Consider the following 22,510-nt stretch of genomic DNA (forward strand, 5'->3'; position numbering starts at 1 on the left):
GAGATTTACTCTAATATGACCGAGAATTACTATTGGAGTGATGATTTTTCTGCACAGTTTTATATGAAAGCTGCAGAGTGTGGATTTATAACAACTTCGATGTATACGCAAAACGGTGATTTTGTTTTACTTCCTGAAATTCAATTTGAATATGCTGTTTTAAATTTTGATGAAATAATAATTAATAAAAAAATAAAAAAATTAATTAAAGAAAAAAAATATATTTTCTCTGTAAATAATAGGTTTGAAGAGGTTCTTTATAATTTAAAAACTTATCATAAGGAGTCTTGGATAAATGATGACTATATCAAGATTTTAAAAAAGATCAAAATGATTAAAGAGCATAAACTAAATAAAGAGTTTAAGCTTCTAAGCATTGAAGTGTGTGAAAACGAAACAAAAAAGCTAATTTCAGGGGAAATTGGATACAAAATAGGAAAAACTTATACTTCTCTATCCGGATTTACTACTAGAGAGAAAAAATATAACAATTGGGGAAAACTTCAACTTGTACTTTTAAACGACTATTTAAAAGAAAATGGCTATAAACTCTGGAATTTAGGGCATCCTCAGCTACAATACAAAATAGATTTAGGTGCAAAAATATATAATAGAAATGATTTTTTAGCCAAATGGAAAGAGGCATTAAAATAATTTATATGGCATATTTTGGTTATTTATTAATTTTTAATAAGAATTGTCTCAAAAATGTCTCATTTTTAAGTTTCATCATAATATAATGTGTTATAATTAAAATAAAAAAAAGCGAGTAAAAAATGAGTAGTAATATTTTAACTATAGATTTAACAAAAGAGATGGAAAGATTTCTAAAAAGTAAATCAAAAGAGTTTAACTTATCTATAGAAGATACGTTAAAAGAGATTCTAAATCAACAAATCGACAGCAGAATTGATTTAGGGAAAGGTTTCTATTACGACAAAGTATTAAAAAAAGTTTTTGATAGAAAAAACCAAGATGTAGGTTTAACTAAAACGCAAATGGCAATTTTTAATACTATTTTAAAAAGTAAAGGAACTATAGTTGATGTAGAGGTTATCAAAAAAAGTGCATGGAAAGATAAAAACACTTCAATCTTTACATTAAGAAATATGATTAAACAAATAAGAGATAAAACTTATTACGGTTTAATTAAAAGTCACTCAAGTAGAGGTTATTCTGCAGGATTTTAAGATACAGTTTAAAACTGTATCTTTTATCTAAAAAGTTTATTTAACAAATTCATTTCTGTTTTTTTGTATTTTATAAACTTTTTCATTTTTTTCAAGTTCCCACTTATCTACGGGATCTATCCTATTCCAAACTTCAAAAAGTTTTTTATCTTTGTTTGATATTTTTAGGTCGTACTCTTTTTCAAAATAGAAATATATTCTTGCAATATCCCCTCTAATACTAGGTTTAGGTTCTGCAACTCTTTTTTTAAAATCTACTTCAAAATCAACATTTTTGCCGTAAAACCTGGGTTCATTTTCAATTAAAGAATATCTGAAATTCGATCTATCGGCATTTAGTTCCCCTATAGCAGGAACCAAATTATGCAAGTCTGCCTGCATAATTTTAAATTTTTTATCAACTTTAGAGCAACACTTTCTACCCTTATAAGGTTTACCGTCTTTTTTTATGCATAAAGAGTCTCCTTCTCTCCAACATTTAAACTGCCTTCCGAAGTTTTGTGCGGGAATTACATGTTCCCACTCTATGCGTCTTGCTCTTTTATTGATTTTCCCTTTTTTTGTATATTCATTTCTTGGGACATATCCACAGCTACTTCTGTCAATCATATTGTTTTTATCTTTATAGTTGTATTTACAACTTGCATAAAAAGTTATCTGATGATTTGAATAGACTTTTCTTAGCTCTTTTTTTGCTTTTGAAAACGAACTTAATTTTCCCTCTTCACCGAAAACAGAAGAAGCAAAAGCTATAAATAAAAGAGCAACTGTTAATTTTTTTATTGACATAATCTACATTTCCGTGACAAATTTTGTGACGCGAATTGTAGCAGAGAAATTATTTTTTTAGAAAAGTATCGATTTTACGGCAATTCAATTGGTTTGTTTTTTGATTATTTTTAGGTACATCTATAAGCCGGGTTTTGTATTAGACAATAATTTATCTAGTTGTTAAATCACTTTAACAATCCTGCGAAGAACAATAAGTGTGAAGTTTATTACCACGTTCTTCTTGCTGCTGGTTGGGTTTACATAGCCATAAAGATTGCTCTAAATGCTGGTAGGCTCTTACCCTACCCTTTCACCCTTACCTAAAAAGGCGGTTTACTTTCTGTTGCACTGTCCCTTAGATCTCTCTAGCCATCCGTTAGATGGAACCATACTTCACTGCAGCCCAGACTTTCCTCTTGTTAAACAAGCTATTGTCTGATGTACCTAGGGTGATATTATAGTGGATTTCAAATAAAAATCTACTATTTTTGAATTACGTCATAATTTTTAGGGATTGTAAACATAAAAATCGAATCATCAAAATCTAAATTGTTTTTAATTTTCGAAAATTCTATCTCAATTTTATTTGACAGTTGATCTTTAAAAGATATTTTTTCGATTTTATCATCTTTTATTTCAAGAAGATATTCCGTATCGTAAAGTTTTGTAGAGTAGAGATTTTCATCTATTTTTTTGGCTTTTTTCAATAACGTTACAATGTCAATATTTTTTTCCAAAGTTGTGATTATAATTTGTTCTAATTCAGGTTCATTTATAATAACTTCTTCTCCTATTACATATACGTCTTTTTTTATGGGTGACTCATATTTCCATAAAACTTTTCCACTTTTTTTAATATAAACTTCACCTTCATATTTAACTTTTTTGCCGGCTTCATTGGTAACTGTTTGTAAAAAGTTTGCTTTAAAAGTTTTTATTTTTTCAAAATCAATATTTGCAAAACAATTTACTATAAGCAGTCCTAATAGAAGCGATATTCGATAAACCATTTTTTAACCTTAAATTTTATATAATCAAGCGATTATAACTAATACCAAATTAAAATAAATCAATTGTGAATCTATTTGGTATAAAAGGAATTTATTTTATGATAAACATTTTTTCGAAAATATTTGGTACCTCAAATGATAGAGAAGTAAAAAAATATAGAAGAAAAGCTGATGCAATTACAGCTTTAGAAGAGAAATATAAACCTTTAAGCGATGAAGAACTTCAAGATGCTTTTAACCAATTGAAAGATCTCGTACAAAAAGAAGAAAAGACTCTAAGTGAAGTATTAAACGACTCTTTTGCAATTACAAGAGAAGCAAGTAAAAGAGTTTTGGGAATGAGACATTATGATGTACAACTAATAGGTGGTATGGTTTTAAATGACGGAAGAATAGCCGAAATGAAAACGGGTGAAGGTAAAACTTTAGTTGCAACACTTCCTGTTGTTTTGAATGCAATGACAGGAAAAGGTGTACATGTAGTTACGGTAAATGATTACCTTGCAAAAAGAGATGCTACGGATTTAGAACCTTTATATAATTTTCTTGGATTCACAGTTGGGGCACTTATAGGTGAAGTTAAAGATGATGATCATAGAAGAGAACAGTATGCGGCAGATATTACATACGGTACGAATAATGAATTCGGTTTTGATTATTTAAGAGATAATATGGGATATGACCTGGAAGATAAAGTTCAAAGAGGTCACCATTTTGTTATCGTTGATGAAGTCGATTCTATTTTGATTGATGAAGCTAGAACTCCTTTGATTATTTCAGGTCCGACAAACAGAAAAAGTGTAGATTATGCAAAAGCAAATGAAATTGCGTTAAGCTTAGAAAAAGGCGAATTAATAGAACCTAAATCAGCTGATGAAAAAGCTTATTCTACAGGTGATTTTACAATTGACGAAAAGAACAGAGCGGTACTTATTACGGATCAAGGTATTGAAAAAGCTGAAAAACTTTTCGGTGTAGACAATATGTATTCTCTTGAAAATGCAATACTTTCTCACCATTTAGACCAAGCACTTAAAGCAAATTATATTTTTGAAAAAGATGTTGATTATGTAGTAAGAGACAATGAAGTAATTATTGTAGACGAGTTTACGGGAAGACTTAGTGAAGGAAGAAGATTTAGTGAAGGACTTCATCAAGCTTTAGAGGCTAAAGAGGGAGTTACAATCCAAGAAGAGTCTCAAACTCTTGCCGATATTACGTTCCAAAACTATTTTAGAATGTATGATAAACTTGCAGGTATGACTGGAACGGCACAAACAGAAGCAACAGAGTTTGCTGAAATTTATAATTTGGATGTTGTTTCAATTCCTACAAATGTTCCTGTTCAAAGAATTGATAGAAACGATCTTATTTTTAAAAGTGAAAGAGAAAAATTTGAAGCTGTAAGTAAAAAAATAAAAGAGTATAATGAAAAAGGGCAACCCGTACTTGTAGGTACAGCTTCAATTGAAAAAAGTGAAAAACTACATAATCTTCTTACAAAACTAAAAATTCCTCATACTGTTTTAAATGCGAAACAACATGAAAAAGAGGGGAAAATTATTGCCGATGCAGGACAAAAAGGTGCTGTTACAATTGCTACAAATATGGCAGGACGGGGAGTTGATATTAAACTAACCGAAGATACACTGGCTCTTGGAGGATTAGCAATCATCGGTACGGAAAGACATGAAAGTAGAAGAATCGACAATCAGCTAAGAGGTCGTTCAGGTAGACAAGGAGATGTGGGTGAATCTCAATTTTATCTATCATTAGAAGATAACCTTCTTAGAATTTTCGGGTCTGATAAAATCAAAGGTATTATGGAGAGAATCGGTATTGAAGAGGGAGAACATATCGAATCAAGAATGGTTACAAGAGCTGTTGAAAATGCTCAGAAAAAAGTTGAATCAATGCACTTTGAAAGTAGAAAACATCTTCTTGAATATGATGATGTTGCAAATCAACAAAGAAAAGTTATCTATAACTTTAGAAATGATTTACTAAATCCCGATTATGATATTACTTCAAAACTTGATGACCATAGAGTTGAATATATTATTAATTTACTTGCCGAAGCAGAGATAATAAACGGTATGCCATCGGAAGATTTTAATTATGAATATGTTATTACAAAATTCAAAGAAGAGTTAAATTTAATTGTTGAATTAGATGATATAAAAGCTGAAAGCTATGATCAGTTAGAAGAAAAACTCGTATCGATTATAAAAGATGTTTACGAAGAAAAAATGGGTATTGCAGCACCTGAACAAAAAAGTGAAATTGAAAGAGTTCTATATCTTCAAATTTTAGATAATGCTTGGAGAGATCACTTATATGCAATGGATACTTTAAAAACAGGTATCGGACTTAGAGGTTATAATCAAAAAGATCCTTTAGTTGAATATAAAAAAGAGTCATATAATATGTTTGTAGAGTTTGTAAATAACATCAAACTTGAGATTATAAAAGTTCTTTTTACTATTCAACTTCAAAGTAAAGAAGATGCTAAAAGAGAGCAAGAGGCTTTAGAGAGGATGAAAGAAAAAATGGAAGAATCAACTGAAAACCTTGTGACAAATATAGATCAAGAAAAAGTAGCTTCTAGTGATAAAAAAATTGCCAGAAATGAACCTTGCCCTTGCGGTTCAGGGAAAAAATACAAACAATGCTGCGGTAAAAGCGGACCTAAAAGAGGTTTGGCAGCAGGAAACTAATTTGAATAAAAAGTTAGTAAATTTTATTGTCAAAAAATATCTGAAATTTGACAAAAAAAACCCCTTTATTTCAATAAGTGCCATTTTGGCATTTATCGGAGTTGCCATTGGAGTAATGGTTTTAATAATCTCAATGGCAATTATGAACGGAACTGCAAAAGAGTTTGAAAATAAACTTTTTACAATGAATTATCCTTTATCAATTTATCCTAAATTTCAAAGAGACGTAGATAAGAAATTATTACAAGACCTACAAAAAAATTTCCCTGATTTAAAATTTTCGGCTTACCTTAGCTCACAAATAATATTGCAAAACGGTGAGAATATGAATGGAGGAATTATTTTCGGAGTAAATAAAGAGGATGAATCAAAAATAAACTCTATTTACAAAAAAGCTGCAGAGAATTTGAACTTGTCTAAATTTGATATTATTACAGGAAAAGGTATTCAAGATAATCTTTTTATACAAAAAGGAGATAAAGCGACTTTATATTTCACTTCATTAAATCCTACAGGTTTATCAATGCTTCCTAAAATGAAAAGATTTACCTTTAGAAACTCTTTTGAGTCAGGATTGCACGCTTATGATAAAGCTTATGTATATACTTCAATTGAAGCACTACAAACTCTTTTACATAGAAACAAAAACAGTTTTGACGGTATACATGTTTATTCAGATAATGCGATGGAAGATATAAAAGTATTAAAAAAATTTTTACTTCCATATGGAGCTGGTATTATAGGTTGGTGGCAACAAAACGGAAACTTTTTTGCAGCTATGCAGATGGAAAAAAGAGCCCTTTTTATTGTTTTAATGCTTATTATTCTTGTTGCTTCATTAAATATTATATCTTCTCTTCTTATGACAGTAATGAGTAGAAGAAAAGAGATTGCCCTGCTTCTTTCAATGGGAGCAACACAAAAAGAGATAAAAAATATTTTTCTTAGATTAGGAACTATAATCGGTTTTTCAGGGATTTTAACAGGTGTTGCTTTAGGATTTTTTGGAATGTGGCTTTTAGATACTTTTAATATAATCTCTTTACCCGCAGATGTTTACGGAACATCAAAACTGCCCCTTGATTTATCGGCTTTAGATTTTGCCTCAATTATTATAGGTGCTGTTATAATAGTCTTGTTATCCTCTTTTTATCCTGCAAAAAAAGCTACAAACATTGATGTAATTGATGTTTTAAGAAATGAGTAAAAGTTAATTTTACTCTTCTTTTTTCTCTTCCTCTTCTTTATCATCACCGATACCTCCTAAAGATTTGATTAAATCAATAGGTGAAGTAAAGATACGTTTTAGTACGTTTATAGGAGCACTAACCCCCTCTTCTACAAGATTTGTCTTATATTTAGGCTCTTCTAAAGTTCCGTAAATTGTAACTTCGGTGTCAACTCTTTTTTTATCCCCTAAAAGAACGTAATTTATCACAGGGATATAATTAACAATTTTTGAATAATCTTTAAAAAATATTAATTTTAATTTTCCGTCAACTGCCGAAGTAACAAAATCTACTGATAAAAAACCGTCAAAATCAATTCCGTTACCCTCCGTATGAATCTTTTTCATATCCAAGAATTTCTTTTTAAAATCATATGAAAACTCAACTTTTCCGTCAATAATTCTATAGCCGTTTAGATTAAATCCTCCGGAAGTTGCCATTCCCACAACAGAAGGAATAGCTAAAAAAGGGTTGATTATAGCAGGAGAGGTATTTATTAAAATAATCAAATTATTTAATATCGCCAAATCTACAATTTTACTATTTGTAAAACTTATAGTTCCGTTTATTAAATCATCTTTTCCAGATGCACTTAAATTAACATTCCCGTCTTTTATTAAACCTTTTCCTAATAGAGCATTTAAAAACTCATCATTCATATTTTTTGCATCGACAATTATATTTTTGTTTTTATCTTTTCTATAAAAAAACGTTGTTGATTTGTTATTTAAAGAGATTTCAGTAAAATTTTTTTCAAAAATAAAATTATATTTTGTTGCTTTTGCTATATGTTTTTTATCTATTATAATATTTGAATTTTTACCCTCTATATAGTAACTTGTCGTATTCTCTTTTGTTCCTTCATCTTCATCATTCATATTAAAGATAACATCATAGTTTTCTAAAAACATCTTTATCTTTTCATTTGAAAGATCATAGCTTAATTGAAGTTTTTTATCTTTTGTTTTTAGATTTACGAAGCTTTTTTCATAACTTCCGTCAATTAGCAGTTTAGAGACTCTTTCTCCGTCTTTGGAAATAGGTAAATCAAGATTTAAGCCCTCTCCTTCAAAGTCGACTTTAGAGTTATTTAAATAAAGGTTTGCCCATAAAATTTTGTAAATATGCTCTTTATCCAATTTTAAAAGTGAATTATTCAGCTGAATATCCACATTTGGATACTCTTTTTTTGAAGAATCGTTTGTTGTTTCATATAAAAGCAGATCTATATCTTTTAATTTTAGAAGAGGTTTTTTGCCGTTTTTTAAAACAATATTTATATCATAGTTTTTTGCCTGTATAAAAGTAACATCATTTTTAACGACTCCGTTTACATTTAAATCTTTTATTTTTTGACCGTTTTTTTCAAGAGGAAGAGTTAAATCTTTTACATTTGCATCAAAATTAATATTATTTTCATCGTAAATATCAATCTTCAAATCCCCTTTTTTAAGATTTAGTTCTCTCAACAGACCTGAATAAGGATAAGCTATAGAGAGTTTTGGAATATTTATATTAAGAGAATCCTCATTTATCTGAAGTTTTGTTAACAGTTTTTCTAAAGAGATTGTAGTTTTATTTTTAAAATCTATATTTAAATTTGTATCAAAATCTTTTAAAGAGATAAGTTCCTCTTTCTCTTTTTTTATTTCAAAAGAGTTTATATGAACTTTTCCTTCTGCCTCTTTTTTTGAAGTATCTATTTTTAATTGCAAATTTGCATTAAGCATATCTTTATGTTCAACGGATGATTTTTCAATAGTAACTATATTGTCATTTAATACGACATCCGCATTATTGGCAAAAAATTCGAAAGTACCTAAATTTAAAAGTGCCTGTTCTACTTTAAAAGAGCCTTTTGCATGCATTTTTTTAGATGCCAAATACGGTATTTCCAATAATAATTCCGAATCTAAATTTCCGTTAAGTTGTTTTATGGGAAGTTTAATATCATAAGCTCTTAAAATTTCCAATATATTTTCATCTAATATTGAATCGGATTTCAAACTTACATGAACAATACCTTTTTTAAGACTTGTCAAATTAGTAATATAGACTCTGCTTCCGTAAAGTTTACTATTTGAGTACATCGGTTTATCCAAATCAAAAGAGAGGGTATCATTAGAATAATTAACCGTAAGTTTAGGAGTATCAACTGTTTTTACACCTTTATGAAATCTTATTTTTGCATTTTGGATTATAGCCTGCCCTTTTATAGAATTGATTACAGGTCTCTGTTTTTTTAAATCAAACCTTCCTTTTAAATAGTTTAGTTTTATCTTTCCCGTAACATTATCATACATCCACTCTTCTGCCGTTTCATCCAGTCTGAAAAAATCTTTTAGAAAAGAAATAGAATCTATTTGTTTATCTACATTTATATCAAAATCAAAAAAGTCTTCATCTGCTTGGGCTTTTAAAGAACCTTCAACATTTTTATAAATATACTCTCCTAAAAAGTTTGCAGACTCTTTTTTTAAATCAATTTTTATATCTCCGAAAAAGGTTAAATTCATATCTTTTAGATAAAGAGAATAAAGATTCAAGTTTATGATATTGTTTTCAACTTCCAAATCAGAAGAGATATTTACATATTTATTATCAATAAAAAGGTGATTTCTATCTAAATCAACAACAACTAAATTATCATTTATTTTCAGCTCTTTTACTTCGATTTTGTCAAATAAAATTAACAAATATTCTAAATTTGATAAAAGTTGCTGAACATCTTTTATAGAACTTTTTTTCTTACTGTTTTTGGTATGAATAACTAAATTTTGAGTCTTTAAAATGAGTTTTTTATCCAATTTTAAATAAAATTTCGAAACTGAAAAATTGCCCAAAGAAAAAGAGTCAATTTTAATACCCCAAAAAAGTGAAAATATTAATATAATGAAAAATATCAAAAGAAATAAAATAATAGCCTTAATAATTTTTAACATAATCGAATTATTCCTCATAGCATCTATTGCCGTACTTTTTTATTTAAATATCCCGCTAAGTTCAACGAAAGTGATATATATTCCCAAAGGTAGTACGAGCAGCATTATATCTCATTTAAATAAAAATGGTTATGAAACAAATATTATAGACAAAATTGTCGTACGAACTTTCGGATATCCTCAAAACGGCTGGATAGACTTAAAACAGCATTATATGACAAAAGGTGATTTTCTTTATAAAATTACAAAATCAAAAGCTGCACTAAGAAGCATAACTTTGATCCCGGGAGAAACTTCTTATATCTTTTTACAGCACTTAGCACAAAAATTTAATTTGTCTTTGGAAAAATTACAAAAAATATATGATCAATATGCATATAAAAATGATGGAAATATACTTGCCGAAACTTACTCTTTACCATATGGAATGAAAGAAGATCATCTTCTTTTTTACCTTTTTTCTCAAACAAATAAACATTATGAAGAGTTTTCAAGAAAAATATTCGGATATTATGATAAAAAAAAGTGGTACTTTTATATAACAATTGCTTCAATTATTCAAAAAGAAGCTGCAAGTGTAGATGAGATGCCTTTAGTTTCAAGCGTGATTTATAATAGACTTAGAAAGAATATGGCATTACAAATGGACGGAACTTTAAATTACGGGAAATATTCCCATATGAAAGTCTCTGCAAAAAGAATAAGAGAAGATAACTCTTCATATAATACCTATAGAAACAAAGGACTGCCTGCAAGTCCCGTATGTGCAGTAAGTTTAAATGCAATAAAAGCGGCAATTTTCCCCGTAAAAAGTGATTATCTATATTTTGTTAAAGATAATAAAACAGGTTTACATAAATTTACAAACTCTTATTCTACACATGTAAAAAATATTAAAGCAAACAGAGGTGTGAAAAAAAGTTACACAAAAAACAAAGAAGAAGAGACAAATATTGATAAAGAGGCTAAAAAAATAATGAAAACAGACGTTTCTAAGCAAAATCCCTCATCAATTAAAGATTTATGGAACAATATAAAATAATTTACTGTGAAATATTGAAACAGTAAATTTTTTGTACTAAATTAAACTAAAAGATTCAATAATCATAAACTCAAATACTGCTATTATAGTTTTATTCAAAATTTAATACTTAGGAATAGACATGTCAAAAATCATTTATACAAAAGTTGATGAAGCACCAGCCTTAGCAACATACTCTTTCTTACCTATTATCAGAGCTTTTACAAAAAGTTCAGGTATTCAAATGGTACAAAAAGATATCTCATTAGCAGGGAGAATTATCGCCAACTTCCCTGAGAATTTAACAGATGAACAAAAAATCGGTGATGCATTAGCAGAACTTGGAGCTTTAACTCAAGATCCTAAAGCGAATATTATTAAATTACCGAATATTTCTGCTTCAATTCCACAATTAAAAGCAGCAATCAAAGAGTTACAAGCAAAAGGTTACAACGTACCTAACTATGACGAATCAGAAGAGATTACCGCAAGATATGCAAAAATCTTGGGATCAGCTGTAAACCCTGTTCTTAGAGAAGGAAACTCAGACAGAAGAGCTCCTAGTGCAGTTAAAAATTATGCTAAAAACAATCCTCATAGAATGGGTGAATGGAAAAAAGATTCAAAAACTAACGTAGCGCATATGAATGCAGATGATTTTTACGGTACTGAAGTATCTACTACTTTAGATCATGAAGATAACTTTAAAATTACTTTTATTGGAAAAGACGGGACTGAAACTGTATTAAAAGCAGAATTACCTCTTGAAGACAAAGAAGTTATTGATGCAACAAAAATGAGTGCTAAATCTTTACAAGAGTTTTATCAAAAATCAATTGATGAAGCTAAAGAAAAAGATGTACTTTTATCTTTACACTTAAAAGCAACAATGATGAAAGTTTCAGATCCGATTATGTTCGGTTTTGCAGTAAAAGTATTTTTCAAAGACTTAATTGAAAAACACGGAGCACTATTTGATGAATTAGGTGTTAATTTCAATAACGGTTTAGGTGATTTATACTCTAAACTAGATCAAGTTGATGCAGATAAAAAAGCTGAAATCGAAGCAGATATTGAAGCAATTTACAAAAAACAACCAAGATTGGCAATGGTTAATTCAGCTAAAGGTATTACAAACTTACATGTTCCTTCAGATGTAATTATTGATGCATCTATGCCTGCTATGATAAAAGGCGGAGGTAAAATGTGGAATGCTGAAGATAAAGAAGAAGATACTTTGGCAATGATTCCTGATAGATGTTATGCTACAACATATCAAGTGGTAATTGATGATTGTAAAGAAAACGGTGCTCTTGATCCAAGAACAATGGGAAGTGTACCAAATGTAGGACTTATGGCTAAAAAAGCCGAAGAGTACGGAAGTCATGATAAAACATTCCAAGCTCAAGGTGACGGTAAAATTGTTGTTACAAATAAAGCCGGCGAAACTGTATTTAGTTTTGATGTTGACAAAGGTGATATTTTCAGAATGTGCCAAGCTAAAGATGCACCAATCAAAGATTGGGTTAAATTAGCGGTTAACAGAGCAAGATTATCAAATACTCCGGCAGTATTCTGGTTAGATAAAAACAGAGGACATGATGCTCAAATGATTAAAAAAGTTGAAACATACTTAAAAGATCATGATTTAACAGGATTAGAAATCTCTATCATGGCTCCTGATGATGCTATTAAATACTCTTTAAAAAGAATGAGAGAAGGTAAAGATACTATTTCAGTAACAGGAAACGTATTTAGAGATTATAACACAGACCTTTTCCCAATCTTAGAACTTGGAACATCTGCTAAAATGTTATCTATTGTTCCATTAATGCAAGGTGGAGGATTATTTGAAACAGGTGCAGGAGGATCGGCTCCTAAACATGTTCAACAATTTTTAGAAGAGAACTACTTAAGATGGGACTCTTTAGGTGAATTTATGGCATTAGCTGCTTCATTTGAGCATTTAGGAAATACTCAAGATAATCAAAAAGCAAAAGTATTATCAAAAACTTTAGACAAAGCAACAGGAACTTTTCTTTTAAATGACAAATCTCCTGCAAGAAAATTAGGTTCAATTGATAATAGAGGAAGTCATTTCTATTTAGCAATGTATTGGGCGCAAGAACTAGCTGCACAAAATGAAGATGCTCAACTAAAAGCAGAATTTGAACCAATAGCTAAAGCATTATCGGAAAATGAAGAAAAAATCGTAGCTGAATTAGTTGCACCACACGGTACTCCTGCAGATATCGGTGGATATTATCTTCCAAATGATGAAAAAGCAAGTGCGGCAATGAGACCGTCTGCTACATTAAATGCAATTATCGGATAATAATTTTTTTAAAAATTCAAAAAGGCAGGGATAAAATCCTGCCTTTTTTTTTATAAAAAATATACAAGTTATTTTAATTATACTAAATATAATTTGATATAATTAAAATAAAATTTAAAAAGAAAAAGGCATCGTCTTGATTAATAAAAAAGTAGGAATTATAGGTGTTGGAAATGTGGGTTCCACCCTGGCATACACATTAGCCCACAAAGGAATATGTTCTTCTATCGTATTAAAAGATATCAGAGAGAATGTAGTAGAAGCGATGGCTTTAGATATCTCTCAATCCGCAAATGCCGCTAAATCACACACAATAGTACATGCAGCAAAAACAGGAAAAGACTTAAAAGACTGCGATATTGTTGTTATAACTGCAGGAGTTCCAAGAAAACCCGGTATGAGCAGAGATGATTTACTTCTGACAAATGCAAAAATCATGAAAAACGTAATTGAAGATATAAAAACTCATGCTCCTTTCTCAATAATAATAATTGTATCAAATCCTCTTGATGCAATGGTTTATACAGCTCTAAAAACCTCAGGTTTCAAAAAAGAGCAAGTAGTGGGAATGGCAGGAATTTTAGATAGTGCAAGAATGAGTCACTTTATTTTAGAAAAGGTTGGTTTCGGTGCAGGACAAATAGAATCTTCCGTAATGGGAGGACATGGAGATAATATGGTTCCTCTTCCAAACTATTCAACTGTTGCAGGTGTCGCAATTACTGAAATTCTGACTCAAGGAGAGATTGAACAAATTGTTGAAAAAACCAAAAACGGCGGTCTTCAAATTGTTAAACTTCTTGAAACAGGGTCAGCTTATTATGCTCCTGCTCATGCAACATCTCTTATGGTTGAAGCCATTTTAGATAATAAAAAGAAAATTTACCCTTGTGCTGTTATGCTTGACGGAGAATACGGATATAAAAATATAGTTGCAGGTGTTCCCGTAATGTTAGGAAATAAAGGTGTTGAAAAAATCATGGAATTAAAATTGGATGAAAGACAGAAAGAACTTTTTGAAAACTCGATAAAATCCGTAAAATCTTTAATTGAAGTATTAGAAGAGAGATTCTTCTAATACCGAATTTCTCTTTTAATTTAAGAATTATTATCAAAGTTGCATATTTCCTACACATAAAAATGATATAATAACAAAAAATTAAAAGGATAAAATAATGAAAAAAACATATCAAGCAGAAAATATTTCATGCAATAACTGTGCAAATATGATAAAAGCTTCTTTAACTGACGACTTTGGAGAGATTGAAGTAAATCTTGAAGCTACACCTAAAGAGGTAACTTTAGATATAGAAAATGATGAAAATGAAAAAAAATTTATTTCTGAAATGTCTGAACTAGGATTCCCGATTATAAATAAATAAGGAGATATTATGTCAAAAGAGACAATACATCTAAATATCTCCGGAATGAGTTGTGTTAACTGCTCAAACGGTATTGAAAAGTTTTTAAAAAAGCAAGATGGTGTTGAGAATTGTGATGTAAGTTTTGCATCAAGTCAAGGAGACTTTGAAATTGATACTCAAAAGTTTTCAAAAAAGAAATTAATAGATAAAATCGAACTTTTAGGATATCATGTCCAAGAAGATGTCAAACATCTTGAAGAGGCTCAAAAAAAAGAGTTTCAAAATTTAAAAAGATTGTTTATTATCTCTATTTCTTTGACTATTTTAATCTTTGTTTTCTCTTTTTCAAATATTTTAAACGAAAATCTAAAAAACTATACTATTTTTTTAATAGCTTCTGTTGTTCAATTCTACAGCGGTAAAAGGTTTTATAAACTCGGATTTAAAGCACTAATCAATAGAAACTATGATATGAATGTGCTTGTTGCTTTAGGGACAAGTGCTGCTTATTTTTATTCAACCTTTGTTCTTTTCTTCCCTACTTTATTCCCTGAAAATTTAAGATTTCTATATTTTGACGGTGCAGCTGTTATTATATCTTTTGTTTTACTAGGAAGATATTTAGAAGAGAGATCAAAACAAAAAGCCAGTGATTTTCTAAAAAAATTAATGAATTTAGCTCCTCAATATGCAAATTTGATAGACAAAGAAAATAACATCAATCAAGTATTAGCCACACAACTAAAGATTTCAGATACTATTTTAGTAAAAACAGGAGAACAAATCCCTGCAGACGGAGAGATAATTAAAGGTAAAGCCGATATTGATACTTCAATGATTACAGGAGAGTCTCTTCCTTTGTTTAAACAACAAGGAGATGAAGTCTTATCAGGAACAGTTAATACAAACGGTGTTATTACTATAAAAGTAACAAAACTTGCAAAAGATACGACTCTTAGTAAAATAATAGATCTTTTAAAATCTGCTCAAAGTAAACAAATTCCTATAAGCAGACTTGCAGATAAAATTGCAAATATCTTTGTTCCTACTGTTATTATTATCTCTATTTTTACATTCATAGTATGGGCATTTGTAGGAAATATGCAAAATGCTATTTTAGCAAGTATCAGCGTACTTATTATCTCTTGTCCTTGTGCTTTGGGACTTGCTACACCAATTGCTATTGTAAGTTCGGTCAGCCGCGGTGCAAAAGATGGAATTTTAATAAAAAATCCCGAAATTTTAGAGATAATCAAAGATATAAAGTTTGCGGTTTTTGATAAAACGGGAACCTTAACAAAAGGTAAAATAGCCGTAATAAACACGGATATTCCCAAAATACATTTTAGTAAAATTCAAAATCTGGAAAAACTTAGCGAACACCCTATTTCAAAAGCTATTGTTGAGTATATGAACAAACAGGAAATTTCAAATATAGATTATGATATTGAAGATTTGGAAATAATAGCAGGAAGAGGTATAAAAGCTAAAATAGAAAAAGAGGAAATTCTTCTAGGTAACATACAACTTCTAAATGAAAACAATATTGAGGTTCTGCCTAAACATCTGGAAACTTACAAAAAATATTTAGAATTAGGAAACGGTGTCATTTTAGCAGCAATAGATAAAAAAACAGTAGGTTCTTTTATTTTGGCAGATGAATTAAAAGAAGATGCAAAAGAGCTGATAAATAAACTAAAAAAATTGGATATAAAACCTATATTACTTACAGGAGATAATAAAACAACTGCTAAGAAAATTGCAGAGCTTCTACAAATTGATGAAATTTACAGTGAAGTTATACCTACGCAAAAGTATGAGATAATAAAAGAGATACAAAAAAACGGGAAAGTTATGTTTGTAGGAGACGGTATTAATGATGCTTTATCTATAAAACAAGCAGATATAGGTGTAACACTAAATTCAGGTTCGGATATAAGCAAAGATGCAGGAGATATTATCTTAATAAATAATGAACTGCTTGCAGTGGCAAAAAGTATAAATTTATCGATTCAAACAATAAGAATAATAAAAGAGAATCTTTTTTGGGCATTTATATACAACGGTATTGGTATACCGTTAGCTGCCGGTATTTTATACTCTATTAACGGATTAATGTTAACACCGATGTATGCAGGGATTGCAATGAGTTTCAGTTCTGTTACGGTTGTATTAAACTCTCTTAGACTTAAATTGAAAAAACTATAAGGAGTATATTATGTGGAACTATATGGGAACAAATATGACATTTTTTCATGGTTTTGGAATGACTTTGTTTTGGATTATTATATTAGTTGTGATATTTTTACTGCTTAAAAATAATCAAAAAGAGAAAGAAGAAGAACCTCTTGATATACTCAAGAAAAGATTGGCAAAAGGTGAAATCACTAAAGAAGAATACGATAAATTAAAAAAAGAGTTATCTTAACTTCTGACTCCTTAAGTTTGATAGTTATAAAATTATAATATCAAAATATATTTAAGGAGTTTGCTATGAAACTTTATAAACATGGACTAAGTATCGGTATTCAAAGAGTTGATAATAACTTCTATTTGACCTTAAAAGCTGTCGGAAAATTAACTCACGAAGATTATGAAACCATTACTCCGATGATTGATTCGGCAATAGAAGGAATAAAAAAACCAAAAATAAAAGCTTTGATTGATTGCAGTGAACTTGAAGGCTGGGAACTCAAAGCAGCTTGGGATGATTTTAAATTAGGACTTAAACACGGTAACGAATTTGACAAGATTGCTATTTTAAACGGTAAAAGTTGGATTCAATACGGTTCTAAAATCAGCTCTTGGTTTATGCAAGGGGATATAAAAAATTTTGATAATGAAGAAGAAGCCTTTAAATGGTTAAATGAATAGAAGAAGAGGAATTCTCTTCTTCTATTTTTATTTAGAGAGATTTTGTGCAACAAAATCCCAGTTAACTAATTTCCAAAAATTTTCTAAATATGCAGGTCTTGCATTTCTTGTATCTATATAATAAGCATGTTCCCACACGTCACACGTAAGAATAGGTGTTAATCCTTGCGTAATAGGCGTATTAGCATTTGATGTTGAAATAATATCAAGTTTTCCCGTACCGTCTTTTACAAGCCATGCCCAACCTGAACCAAATTGATTCACAGCAGCATTTGTAAACTCTTCTTTAAATTTATCAACAGAACCGAAAGCTTCATTTAATTTGTTTTCTACCGCTTCAGGAATCTCTGAACCACCAGGAGTTAAACCTTTCCAAAAGAAATCATGGTTAAATACTTGTGCCGAGTTATTAAAAACTCCACCTTCTGAACTTTTTATAATCTCTTCTAAAGGAAGATCCTCATATTTTGTACCTTTAATTAATCCATTAAGTTTTGTTACATATGTTTGATGATGTTTACCGTAATGATATTCTAAAGTCTCTTTTGACATCTGAGGCTCTAAAGCATCCAATTCGTAAGGTAATTTCATTAATTCATGTGTCATATCTAATCCTTTCATATATAATAAATATTGTTTAAATCTTACTGCTTTTTCTTTAAGTATCAATAAGAGTTTAATACTAATTTATAAATTAAGACTATTTTTGTCCTATTTAAATTTGAAAAGTTTTTGACGAAAATTAATTTATATTTTTATTCCATACTCTTTTGCCAAAGAGTAAGCGCTGTTACCAAATACATCTTGTTTATATTTGTCTGCACCGTTTTTTGAAAAAAATTCAATTAGATGGTTATGTTTATATAATACTGCATATAAAAAAGGGTTTGCTTCTAAGTGATCGCATAGATTCATATCAACTCCTCTTTTCAATAATACTTTTATAAAATCGAGTCTGCCTCTATATACACTGTAATGCAAAGCGTGAAGTCTGTCTTTTATAAAAACATTCAAGCTTATACCTTTTGATAAAAGATAATTAAAAGCAGTTAAGTTTCCTGAATAAATTGCCCAAAAGAGTCCGTTTTTTGTATTTTTATCTCTTTGGTTTATATTTGCACCGTGTTCTACTATTTTTTTTAAGAATCTATCATCTTTTGAAACAATTGCTTGAAACATTGCAGACCAGCCATGTTCATTTTGATAATTTACATTTGCCCCTTTTAATAATAAGTACTCAAACTTAGCATTATCATGAACACTGTAGATTAATAATTTTGATAATTCTTCTTTTTGTGCTATATTATTTATACTCATTTTAAGATCCTTAGTCAAATATTATAACAAACTAATCTTAAAATTATTTGATAACCACTATTGATATAATAAAAAAGTATATATTTTTTATACAGATTACTTTAAAAGAAAGAAGGATAAAACCTAAAAAAGGTTTTATCTTGATTATAAAAGTTGTGCAAGAGGTTGAAGAGCTTTTTTAATTTCATCTAAAGACATTGTTCCGTCTAAAGCCCCTGCTTTCACCTCTCCTTCATAAATTTTCGATATTGTTCCTACTTCTGTCAGGATATATGCAAAAAATTTTGTTTTTGAGTTATCTCTAACTTTAAGAGCATTTACCATTTTCCCATCCATATCATAAATCATAGGAATATTTGTTCCCTCATTTAACTCTTCAAGTTTTCCCGGGATAAAAAGTTTTTTTACAAACCAAGGAGCACTTGAAATATTTGCAACCATAACATAAGGAAGATCTACTTTAAAAAGTTTAGGCAACTCTTTTACTACAGCTAAAGAGTCATGATTTCCTACTATAATTAAATACTTCTTACCTTTTTGAAGAAGAGTCTCTTTTTTGATCTCTCCATCTTTACCTACTAATTCATAAGTTGACGGTAAGGACTTATAATTTATTATATTTACTACATTATCATCTGCAACTATCTGTTTAGGCTTTTCAGCAGTAAAATATACCAACAATGCAAAACCAGCTAATCCTAAAAACACTACTTTTAGTAAATTTGCCATAACGTCCCTCTTTTTAAATTTATTTCATTTTATCTTATTAAGATTAACTGTTAATTAATAATATAAAGTAACTACTTTTCTCTTATTTTCTTTTTTATTTTGATTTTTTAACCCATCTTTTAAACATTCTATGGGTAGTAATTTGATTATCTAAAGAGCTGTTATTAACAATATTTTCAACTAAAGATGAAGCTAAATAAGAAGAAAGGACAAAACCTCTTCCCCCTACTCCGTTTAAAACATATAAATTGTCATATGTAGATAACATTGCATCTTTTACATGAGAGCCGTTTACTAAGTGAGGATACTGTTTTATCGTAGTTTGGGAATCAATAAGTTTTCCTACCATTGGGAAATAATCTACACTTGAAGCCCTTGGACCGATTTTAACATCACAAACCTCTATATCTTCAAGTTTTATTATATCATCTGCCAAAGTCAAAAGTCTGTTTGTATTCTCTTTTATTCTCTCTTCGGTAAAAAAAACTCTATTTTTTAAATCTAAACAGTTATTGCTAATATGTAAATCCTCATTTATTCTATGGTGTGTTGCTCCAATAGAGACTAAATACTTATTTTTCTTTTTTATATAAGTTGAATGAGAGACAGAACACTCTTTGTGATAATTTTTTGTAGTTTGGGTTGAAGTATAGATATCTATTTTTTGTCCCCATACGGCTCTTATATTAAAATATTTTTCTTTTATTAAAGAGATATCAGCACCTGTTGTTAAAATAAGATTTTTTGCTTTTAATTCACCGTTTATTATCCAAAAATCACTGTTTTGTTCCGTTGTAAGAACTTCATAATCAAAAAGTTTTTCCACTTTATCTGCCAAATAGCTGCAAATATTATACGAGTTTACTTGAGAGCCTATTTTAAAATAGTATCCATCTTCCATTTTTTCATAAGGAAAATCCATATAAGGTTTATATGTTTCAAATTTTTGTGCATCTTCTTTATTTTTAGGAATTCTTACAACTCCGCAATTTGTAATCTCTTTTGGAATATTATTTAAATAAAAATCCGTAGAGAAGTTTAATGCTTTTGTAACTAAATCCTTAAATTTATTGGGTTTTCCCAAAAGAGGAGAGAGAAAAGCCCCAGCTGCACCGCTTGCACCTTGGGCTAAATCACTGTTTCTATCTATAAGTAAAATCGAATCAGTGTATTTAGAAAGGAAATATGCCGTACTGCAACCTGCTATTCCCGCACCCACTATAATATAATCATAAGTCTTCATATTAAAACTCTTTGCCAGGTTGATAATTAGGACGCCAATATCCTCTTCCTCCCCGTAAAGAAACACATCTGTGTTTAGGAAGTTTTTTTCTATAAAAAGGAAGTCGCTCTTTAGTTGTTTTTCCCGTATCGCAGTAAAAAACAAATACAGTATTTTCAGGCATATTTGCCATTTCGTAAGGATTATACGTGATAGTTTTCATATTTCCAAGAGGTTTTAAAATAGTATCTACCAATACTACTTGGGCACCCTCTTTTTCTAACTCGTTTTTGTATTTATAAAACTCTTTTTGAGTCCATTCATCTTTTTCAAACATAATTGATATAATTGCGAAAAAGAGATTAAAATCTCTTAAAATCTAACTTTTTATTATCTTGCTTTATTGAGTCACTCTTACTAAAAAATAGTTTAAACTTGATTGACATTGACTCAAGTTTTTGATATAATATATAGAAAAATTAATAGATTATTAGGATAAAAACAATGGCAAAAAGTTTATATGAAACATTAGAAGTAAATGAAAACGCTACTGCTGATGAGATAAAAAAAGCATATAGAAAATTAGCAAGAAAATACCACCCGGATGTAAACAAAGATCCAAAAGCTGAAGATAAATTCAAAGAGATTAATGCTGCTTATGAAGTTTTAAGCAATCCTGAGAAAAAACAGCAGTATGATCAATTTGGAGATTCAATGTTCGGCGGTCAAAATTTCCATGACTTTGCAAGAGGTCAAGATGCAGGTGTTGATTTAGATGAAATTTTAAGACAAATGTTTGGAGGCGGAGGGTTTAGTTCTTCAGGATTTTCACAAGGAGGTTTCAGCGGATTTAGCGGTTTTGGAAATCAAGGATTCTCACAACCCGATCTTGATACCCATGCTCAAATAACTATCGCATTTGATGTCTCAATATTAGGAGGGAAACAACATATCTCTTTAAATAACGACTCTTTTGATATAAAAATACCAGAAGGGATAAAAGACGGTCAAAAAATCAGAGCAAAAGGAAAAGGTAAATCTTATCAAGGAAGAAGAGGAGACTTGATAATAAAAGTAAATGTTGCAGCAAGTCCTGAATATGAAAGAGATGGAAATACATTAATCAAATCTTTTAATATTCCCTTAAAAACAGCTCTATTCGGCGGTAAAATAGAGATTAAAACAATTCATAAAACAATCACTTTAAAAGTGCCTCAAAATACAAAAGAGAACCAAAGATTCAGAGTAAAAGAGTTAGGTGTTTATGATAGAAAAATCGGTAAAAAAGGGGATTTGTATTTAAAAGCAAATATTATTTTACCGAAAGTTGAAGCTTTGGATAATGATTTAGTTGAAATGCTAAAAGAGAAACTCCCCCAAACAGTTTAAAAGGACTAAATATGGATACAAATGCATATAAAGAACCTGTTTATTTAATCTCTGCCGTGGCAGAGATTTTAAATATTCATCCTCAAACATTAAGACAATATGAAAGAGAGGGTTTAATAAAACCTTCTCGGACAAACGGAAAAATAAGACTCTATTCACAAAGAGATATTGATCATATAAAATATGTTTTAACTCTTACTAGAGAACTTGGCATAAATCTAGCGGGAGTAGATTTAATTTTACAACTAAACAGTAAAATTGAAAATCTTGAAAACGAGATCAAAGGTTATAAAAGAAAATTAAAAGATATCAATAGATTCGGGCTTGTACCAAACTCTAAAGCTTTGGTTATTAAAAAAAGTTCTTATGATGTAGTAATTTTTGAAGAGTAGTATTTACT

Annotated in this window: 21 protein-coding genes and 1 other RNA gene; 13 read left to right on the forward strand and 9 right to left on the reverse strand. The window is 29.5% G+C overall.

All coding sequences use genetic code 11. The features are described 5' to 3' along the window. The first annotated feature begins 15 nt into the window (after positions 1–15). Together AANAER_RS08595 and AANAER_RS08600 are read left to right on the forward strand one after the other, a co-directional pair. The gene (locus tag AANAER_RS08595; RefSeq protein ID WP_129080888.1) at positions 16–654 is read left to right on the forward strand and encodes a hypothetical protein; all 639 of its coding nucleotides are present in this window, start codon (positions 16–18) and stop codon (positions 652–654) included. Positions 655–776: 122 nt separating this feature from the next. Further along, positions 777–1,190: a hypothetical protein gene (locus AANAER_RS08600; RefSeq protein ID WP_044418487.1), complete on the forward strand. Its 414-nt coding sequence runs from the start codon at positions 777–779 to the stop codon at positions 1,188–1,190. A 36-nt stretch (positions 1,191–1,226) separates the two neighbouring features. Here AANAER_RS08600 and AANAER_RS08605 read toward each other — a convergent pair whose 3' ends face one another. From AANAER_RS08605 to lolA, 3 genes are all read right to left on the reverse strand, one after another. After that, positions 1,227–1,979 carry an endonuclease gene (locus AANAER_RS08605; RefSeq protein ID WP_129080889.1) on the reverse strand — a complete coding sequence of 251 codons (753 nt, stop codon included), beginning with the start codon at positions 1,977–1,979 and terminating at the stop codon, positions 1,227–1,229. Between the two features lie 107 nt (positions 1,980–2,086). Further along, an RNA gene (rnpB, locus tag AANAER_RS08610) (RNase P RNA component class A) lies at positions 2,087–2,408 on the reverse strand. Between the two features lie 35 nt (positions 2,409–2,443). Continuing rightward, positions 2,444–2,971, reverse strand: a complete 528-nt coding sequence (lolA, locus tag AANAER_RS08615; RefSeq protein WP_129080890.1) for a LolA-like outer membrane lipoprotein chaperone — start codon at positions 2,969–2,971, stop codon at positions 2,444–2,446. 98 nt (positions 2,972–3,069) lie between these two features. On the opposite strand from lolA, the gene secA reads away from it, so the two are divergent. Continuing rightward, entirely contained in the window at positions 3,070–5,688 is a 2,619-nt protein-coding gene (secA, locus tag AANAER_RS08620; RefSeq protein ID WP_129080891.1) for a preprotein translocase subunit SecA, read from the forward strand. A gap of 1 nt (position 5,689) precedes the next feature. Then, positions 5,690–6,895 (forward strand): ABC transporter permease, encoded by a 1,206-nt coding sequence (locus tag AANAER_RS08625; RefSeq protein WP_129081224.1) that lies wholly within the window; start codon positions 5,690–5,692, stop codon positions 6,893–6,895. 9 nt (positions 6,896–6,904) lie between these two features. Here the strand turns inward: AANAER_RS08625 and AANAER_RS08630 are convergent, their stop codons facing one another. After that, positions 6,905–9,760 (reverse strand): YhdP family protein, encoded by a 2,856-nt coding sequence (locus AANAER_RS08630; RefSeq protein ID WP_164969305.1) that lies wholly within the window; start codon positions 9,758–9,760, stop codon positions 6,905–6,907. 49 nt (positions 9,761–9,809) lie between these two features. On the opposite strand from AANAER_RS08630, the gene mltG reads away from it, so the two are divergent. The 7 genes from mltG to AANAER_RS08665 all read left to right on the forward strand — a co-directional run bounded on the left by mltG (position 9,810) and on the right by AANAER_RS08665 (position 17,453). After that, positions 9,810–10,901, forward strand: coding sequence for an endolytic transglycosylase MltG (gene mltG / locus AANAER_RS08635; protein WP_228711106.1), 1,092 nt, complete (start codon positions 9,810–9,812; stop codon positions 10,899–10,901). A 121-nt stretch (positions 10,902–11,022) separates the two neighbouring features. Continuing rightward, positions 11,023–13,215, forward strand: a complete 2,193-nt coding sequence (locus AANAER_RS08640; RefSeq protein WP_129080893.1) for an NADP-dependent isocitrate dehydrogenase — start codon at positions 11,023–11,025, stop codon at positions 13,213–13,215. 136 nt (positions 13,216–13,351) lie between these two features. Beyond that, positions 13,352–14,293, forward strand: coding sequence for a malate dehydrogenase (gene mdh, locus AANAER_RS08645; RefSeq protein WP_129080894.1), 942 nt, complete (start codon positions 13,352–13,354; stop codon positions 14,291–14,293). Between the two features lie 97 nt (positions 14,294–14,390). Continuing rightward, positions 14,391–14,597 (forward strand): heavy-metal-associated domain-containing protein, encoded by a 207-nt coding sequence (locus AANAER_RS08650; protein ID WP_129080895.1) that lies wholly within the window; start codon positions 14,391–14,393, stop codon positions 14,595–14,597. A 9-nt stretch (positions 14,598–14,606) separates the two neighbouring features. Further along, entirely contained in the window at positions 14,607–16,787 is a 2,181-nt protein-coding gene (locus tag AANAER_RS08655; protein ID WP_129080896.1) for a heavy metal translocating P-type ATPase, read from the forward strand. 10 nt (positions 16,788–16,797) lie between these two features. After that, the gene (locus AANAER_RS08660; RefSeq protein ID WP_129080897.1) at positions 16,798–17,007 is read left to right on the forward strand and encodes an SHOCT domain-containing protein; all 210 of its coding nucleotides are present in this window, start codon (positions 16,798–16,800) and stop codon (positions 17,005–17,007) included. A 65-nt stretch (positions 17,008–17,072) separates the two neighbouring features. Beyond that, a complete protein-coding gene (locus AANAER_RS08665; RefSeq protein WP_044418474.1) occupies positions 17,073–17,453 on the forward strand; it encodes a SpoIIAA family protein in 381 nt (126 codons plus the stop codon). A 27-nt stretch (positions 17,454–17,480) separates the two neighbouring features. On the opposite strand, the gene AANAER_RS08670 is transcribed toward AANAER_RS08665, so the two are convergent. The 5 genes from AANAER_RS08670 to AANAER_RS08690 form a co-directional block, all read right to left on the reverse strand. Next, the gene (locus AANAER_RS08670; RefSeq protein WP_129080898.1) at positions 17,481–18,059 is read right to left on the reverse strand and encodes a superoxide dismutase; all 579 of its coding nucleotides are present in this window, start codon (positions 18,057–18,059) and stop codon (positions 17,481–17,483) included. A gap of 141 nt (positions 18,060–18,200) precedes the next feature. Beyond that, positions 18,201–18,770: an ankyrin repeat domain-containing protein gene (locus AANAER_RS08675; protein WP_044418470.1), complete on the reverse strand. Its 570-nt coding sequence runs from the start codon at positions 18,768–18,770 to the stop codon at positions 18,201–18,203. Between the two features lie 144 nt (positions 18,771–18,914). Next, on the reverse strand, positions 18,915–19,499 hold the full coding sequence (locus AANAER_RS08680) for a hypothetical protein (protein ID WP_129080899.1): 585 nt from the start codon (positions 19,497–19,499) through the stop codon (positions 18,915–18,917). Between the two features lie 94 nt (positions 19,500–19,593). Continuing rightward, entirely contained in the window at positions 19,594–20,742 is a 1,149-nt protein-coding gene (locus AANAER_RS08685) for an FAD-dependent oxidoreductase (RefSeq protein ID WP_129080900.1), read from the reverse strand. A gap of 1 nt (position 20,743) precedes the next feature. Next, positions 20,744–21,058 (reverse strand): hypothetical protein, encoded by a 315-nt coding sequence (locus AANAER_RS08690; protein WP_129080901.1) that lies wholly within the window; start codon positions 21,056–21,058, stop codon positions 20,744–20,746. A 167-nt stretch (positions 21,059–21,225) separates the two neighbouring features. Between AANAER_RS08690 and AANAER_RS08695 the strand changes: the two genes are divergently transcribed. Further along, positions 21,226–22,110: a DnaJ C-terminal domain-containing protein gene (locus AANAER_RS08695; RefSeq protein ID WP_129080902.1), complete on the forward strand. Its 885-nt coding sequence runs from the start codon at positions 21,226–21,228 to the stop codon at positions 22,108–22,110. Between the two features lie 11 nt (positions 22,111–22,121). Next, on the forward strand, positions 22,122–22,502 hold the full coding sequence (locus tag AANAER_RS08700) for a heat shock protein transcriptional repressor HspR (protein ID WP_129080903.1): 381 nt from the start codon (positions 22,122–22,124) through the stop codon (positions 22,500–22,502). Positions 22,503–22,510: the final 8 nt, after the last annotated feature.

The sequence above is a fragment of the Halarcobacter anaerophilus genome (assembly GCF_006459125.1).
Taxonomy (GTDB): domain Bacteria; phylum Campylobacterota; class Campylobacteria; order Campylobacterales; family Arcobacteraceae; genus Halarcobacter; species Halarcobacter anaerophilus.

What these genes read in the sequence shown, in the direction of transcription:
- AANAER_RS08680 (WP_129080899.1), bottom strand. Translation starts at nt 19,499, where the DNA reads ATGGCAAATTTACTAAAAGTAGTGTTTTTAGGATTAGCTGGTTTTGCA.
- AANAER_RS08595 (WP_129080888.1), top strand. Translation starts at nt 16, where the DNA reads ATGACCGAGAATTACTATTGGAGTGATGATTTTTCTGCACAGTTTTAT.
- AANAER_RS08600 (WP_044418487.1), top strand. Translation starts at nt 777, where the DNA reads ATGAGTAGTAATATTTTAACTATAGATTTAACAAAAGAGATGGAAAGA.
- AANAER_RS08650 (WP_129080895.1), top strand. Translation starts at nt 14,391, where the DNA reads ATGAAAAAAACATATCAAGCAGAAAATATTTCATGCAATAACTGTGCA.
- AANAER_RS08700 (WP_129080903.1), top strand. Translation starts at nt 22,122, where the DNA reads ATGGATACAAATGCATATAAAGAACCTGTTTATTTAATCTCTGCCGTG.
- mltG (WP_228711106.1), top strand. Translation starts at nt 9,810, where the DNA reads ATGAAAAATATCAAAAGAAATAAAATAATAGCCTTAATAATTTTTAAC.
- AANAER_RS08660 (WP_129080897.1), top strand. Translation starts at nt 16,798, where the DNA reads ATGTGGAACTATATGGGAACAAATATGACATTTTTTCATGGTTTTGGA.
- AANAER_RS08695 (WP_129080902.1), top strand. Translation starts at nt 21,226, where the DNA reads ATGGCAAAAAGTTTATATGAAACATTAGAAGTAAATGAAAACGCTACT.
- AANAER_RS08640 (WP_129080893.1), top strand. Translation starts at nt 11,023, where the DNA reads ATGTCAAAAATCATTTATACAAAAGTTGATGAAGCACCAGCCTTAGCA.
- secA (WP_129080891.1), top strand. Translation starts at nt 3,070, where the DNA reads ATGATAAACATTTTTTCGAAAATATTTGGTACCTCAAATGATAGAGAA.
- AANAER_RS08665 (WP_044418474.1), top strand. Translation starts at nt 17,073, where the DNA reads ATGAAACTTTATAAACATGGACTAAGTATCGGTATTCAAAGAGTTGAT.
- AANAER_RS08675 (WP_044418470.1), bottom strand. Translation starts at nt 18,770, where the DNA reads ATGAGTATAAATAATATAGCACAAAAAGAAGAATTATCAAAATTATTA.
- AANAER_RS08670 (WP_129080898.1), bottom strand. Translation starts at nt 18,059, where the DNA reads ATGACACATGAATTAATGAAATTACCTTACGAATTGGATGCTTTAGAG.
- AANAER_RS08605 (WP_129080889.1), bottom strand. Translation starts at nt 1,979, where the DNA reads ATGTCAATAAAAAAATTAACAGTTGCTCTTTTATTTATAGCTTTTGCT.
- AANAER_RS08655 (WP_129080896.1), top strand. Translation starts at nt 14,607, where the DNA reads ATGTCAAAAGAGACAATACATCTAAATATCTCCGGAATGAGTTGTGTT.
- AANAER_RS08690 (WP_129080901.1), bottom strand. Translation starts at nt 21,058, where the DNA reads ATGTTTGAAAAAGATGAATGGACTCAAAAAGAGTTTTATAAATACAAA.
- lolA (WP_129080890.1), bottom strand. Translation starts at nt 2,971, where the DNA reads ATGGTTTATCGAATATCGCTTCTATTAGGACTGCTTATAGTAAATTGT.
- AANAER_RS08685 (WP_129080900.1), bottom strand. Translation starts at nt 20,742, where the DNA reads ATGAAGACTTATGATTATATTATAGTGGGTGCGGGAATAGCAGGTTGC.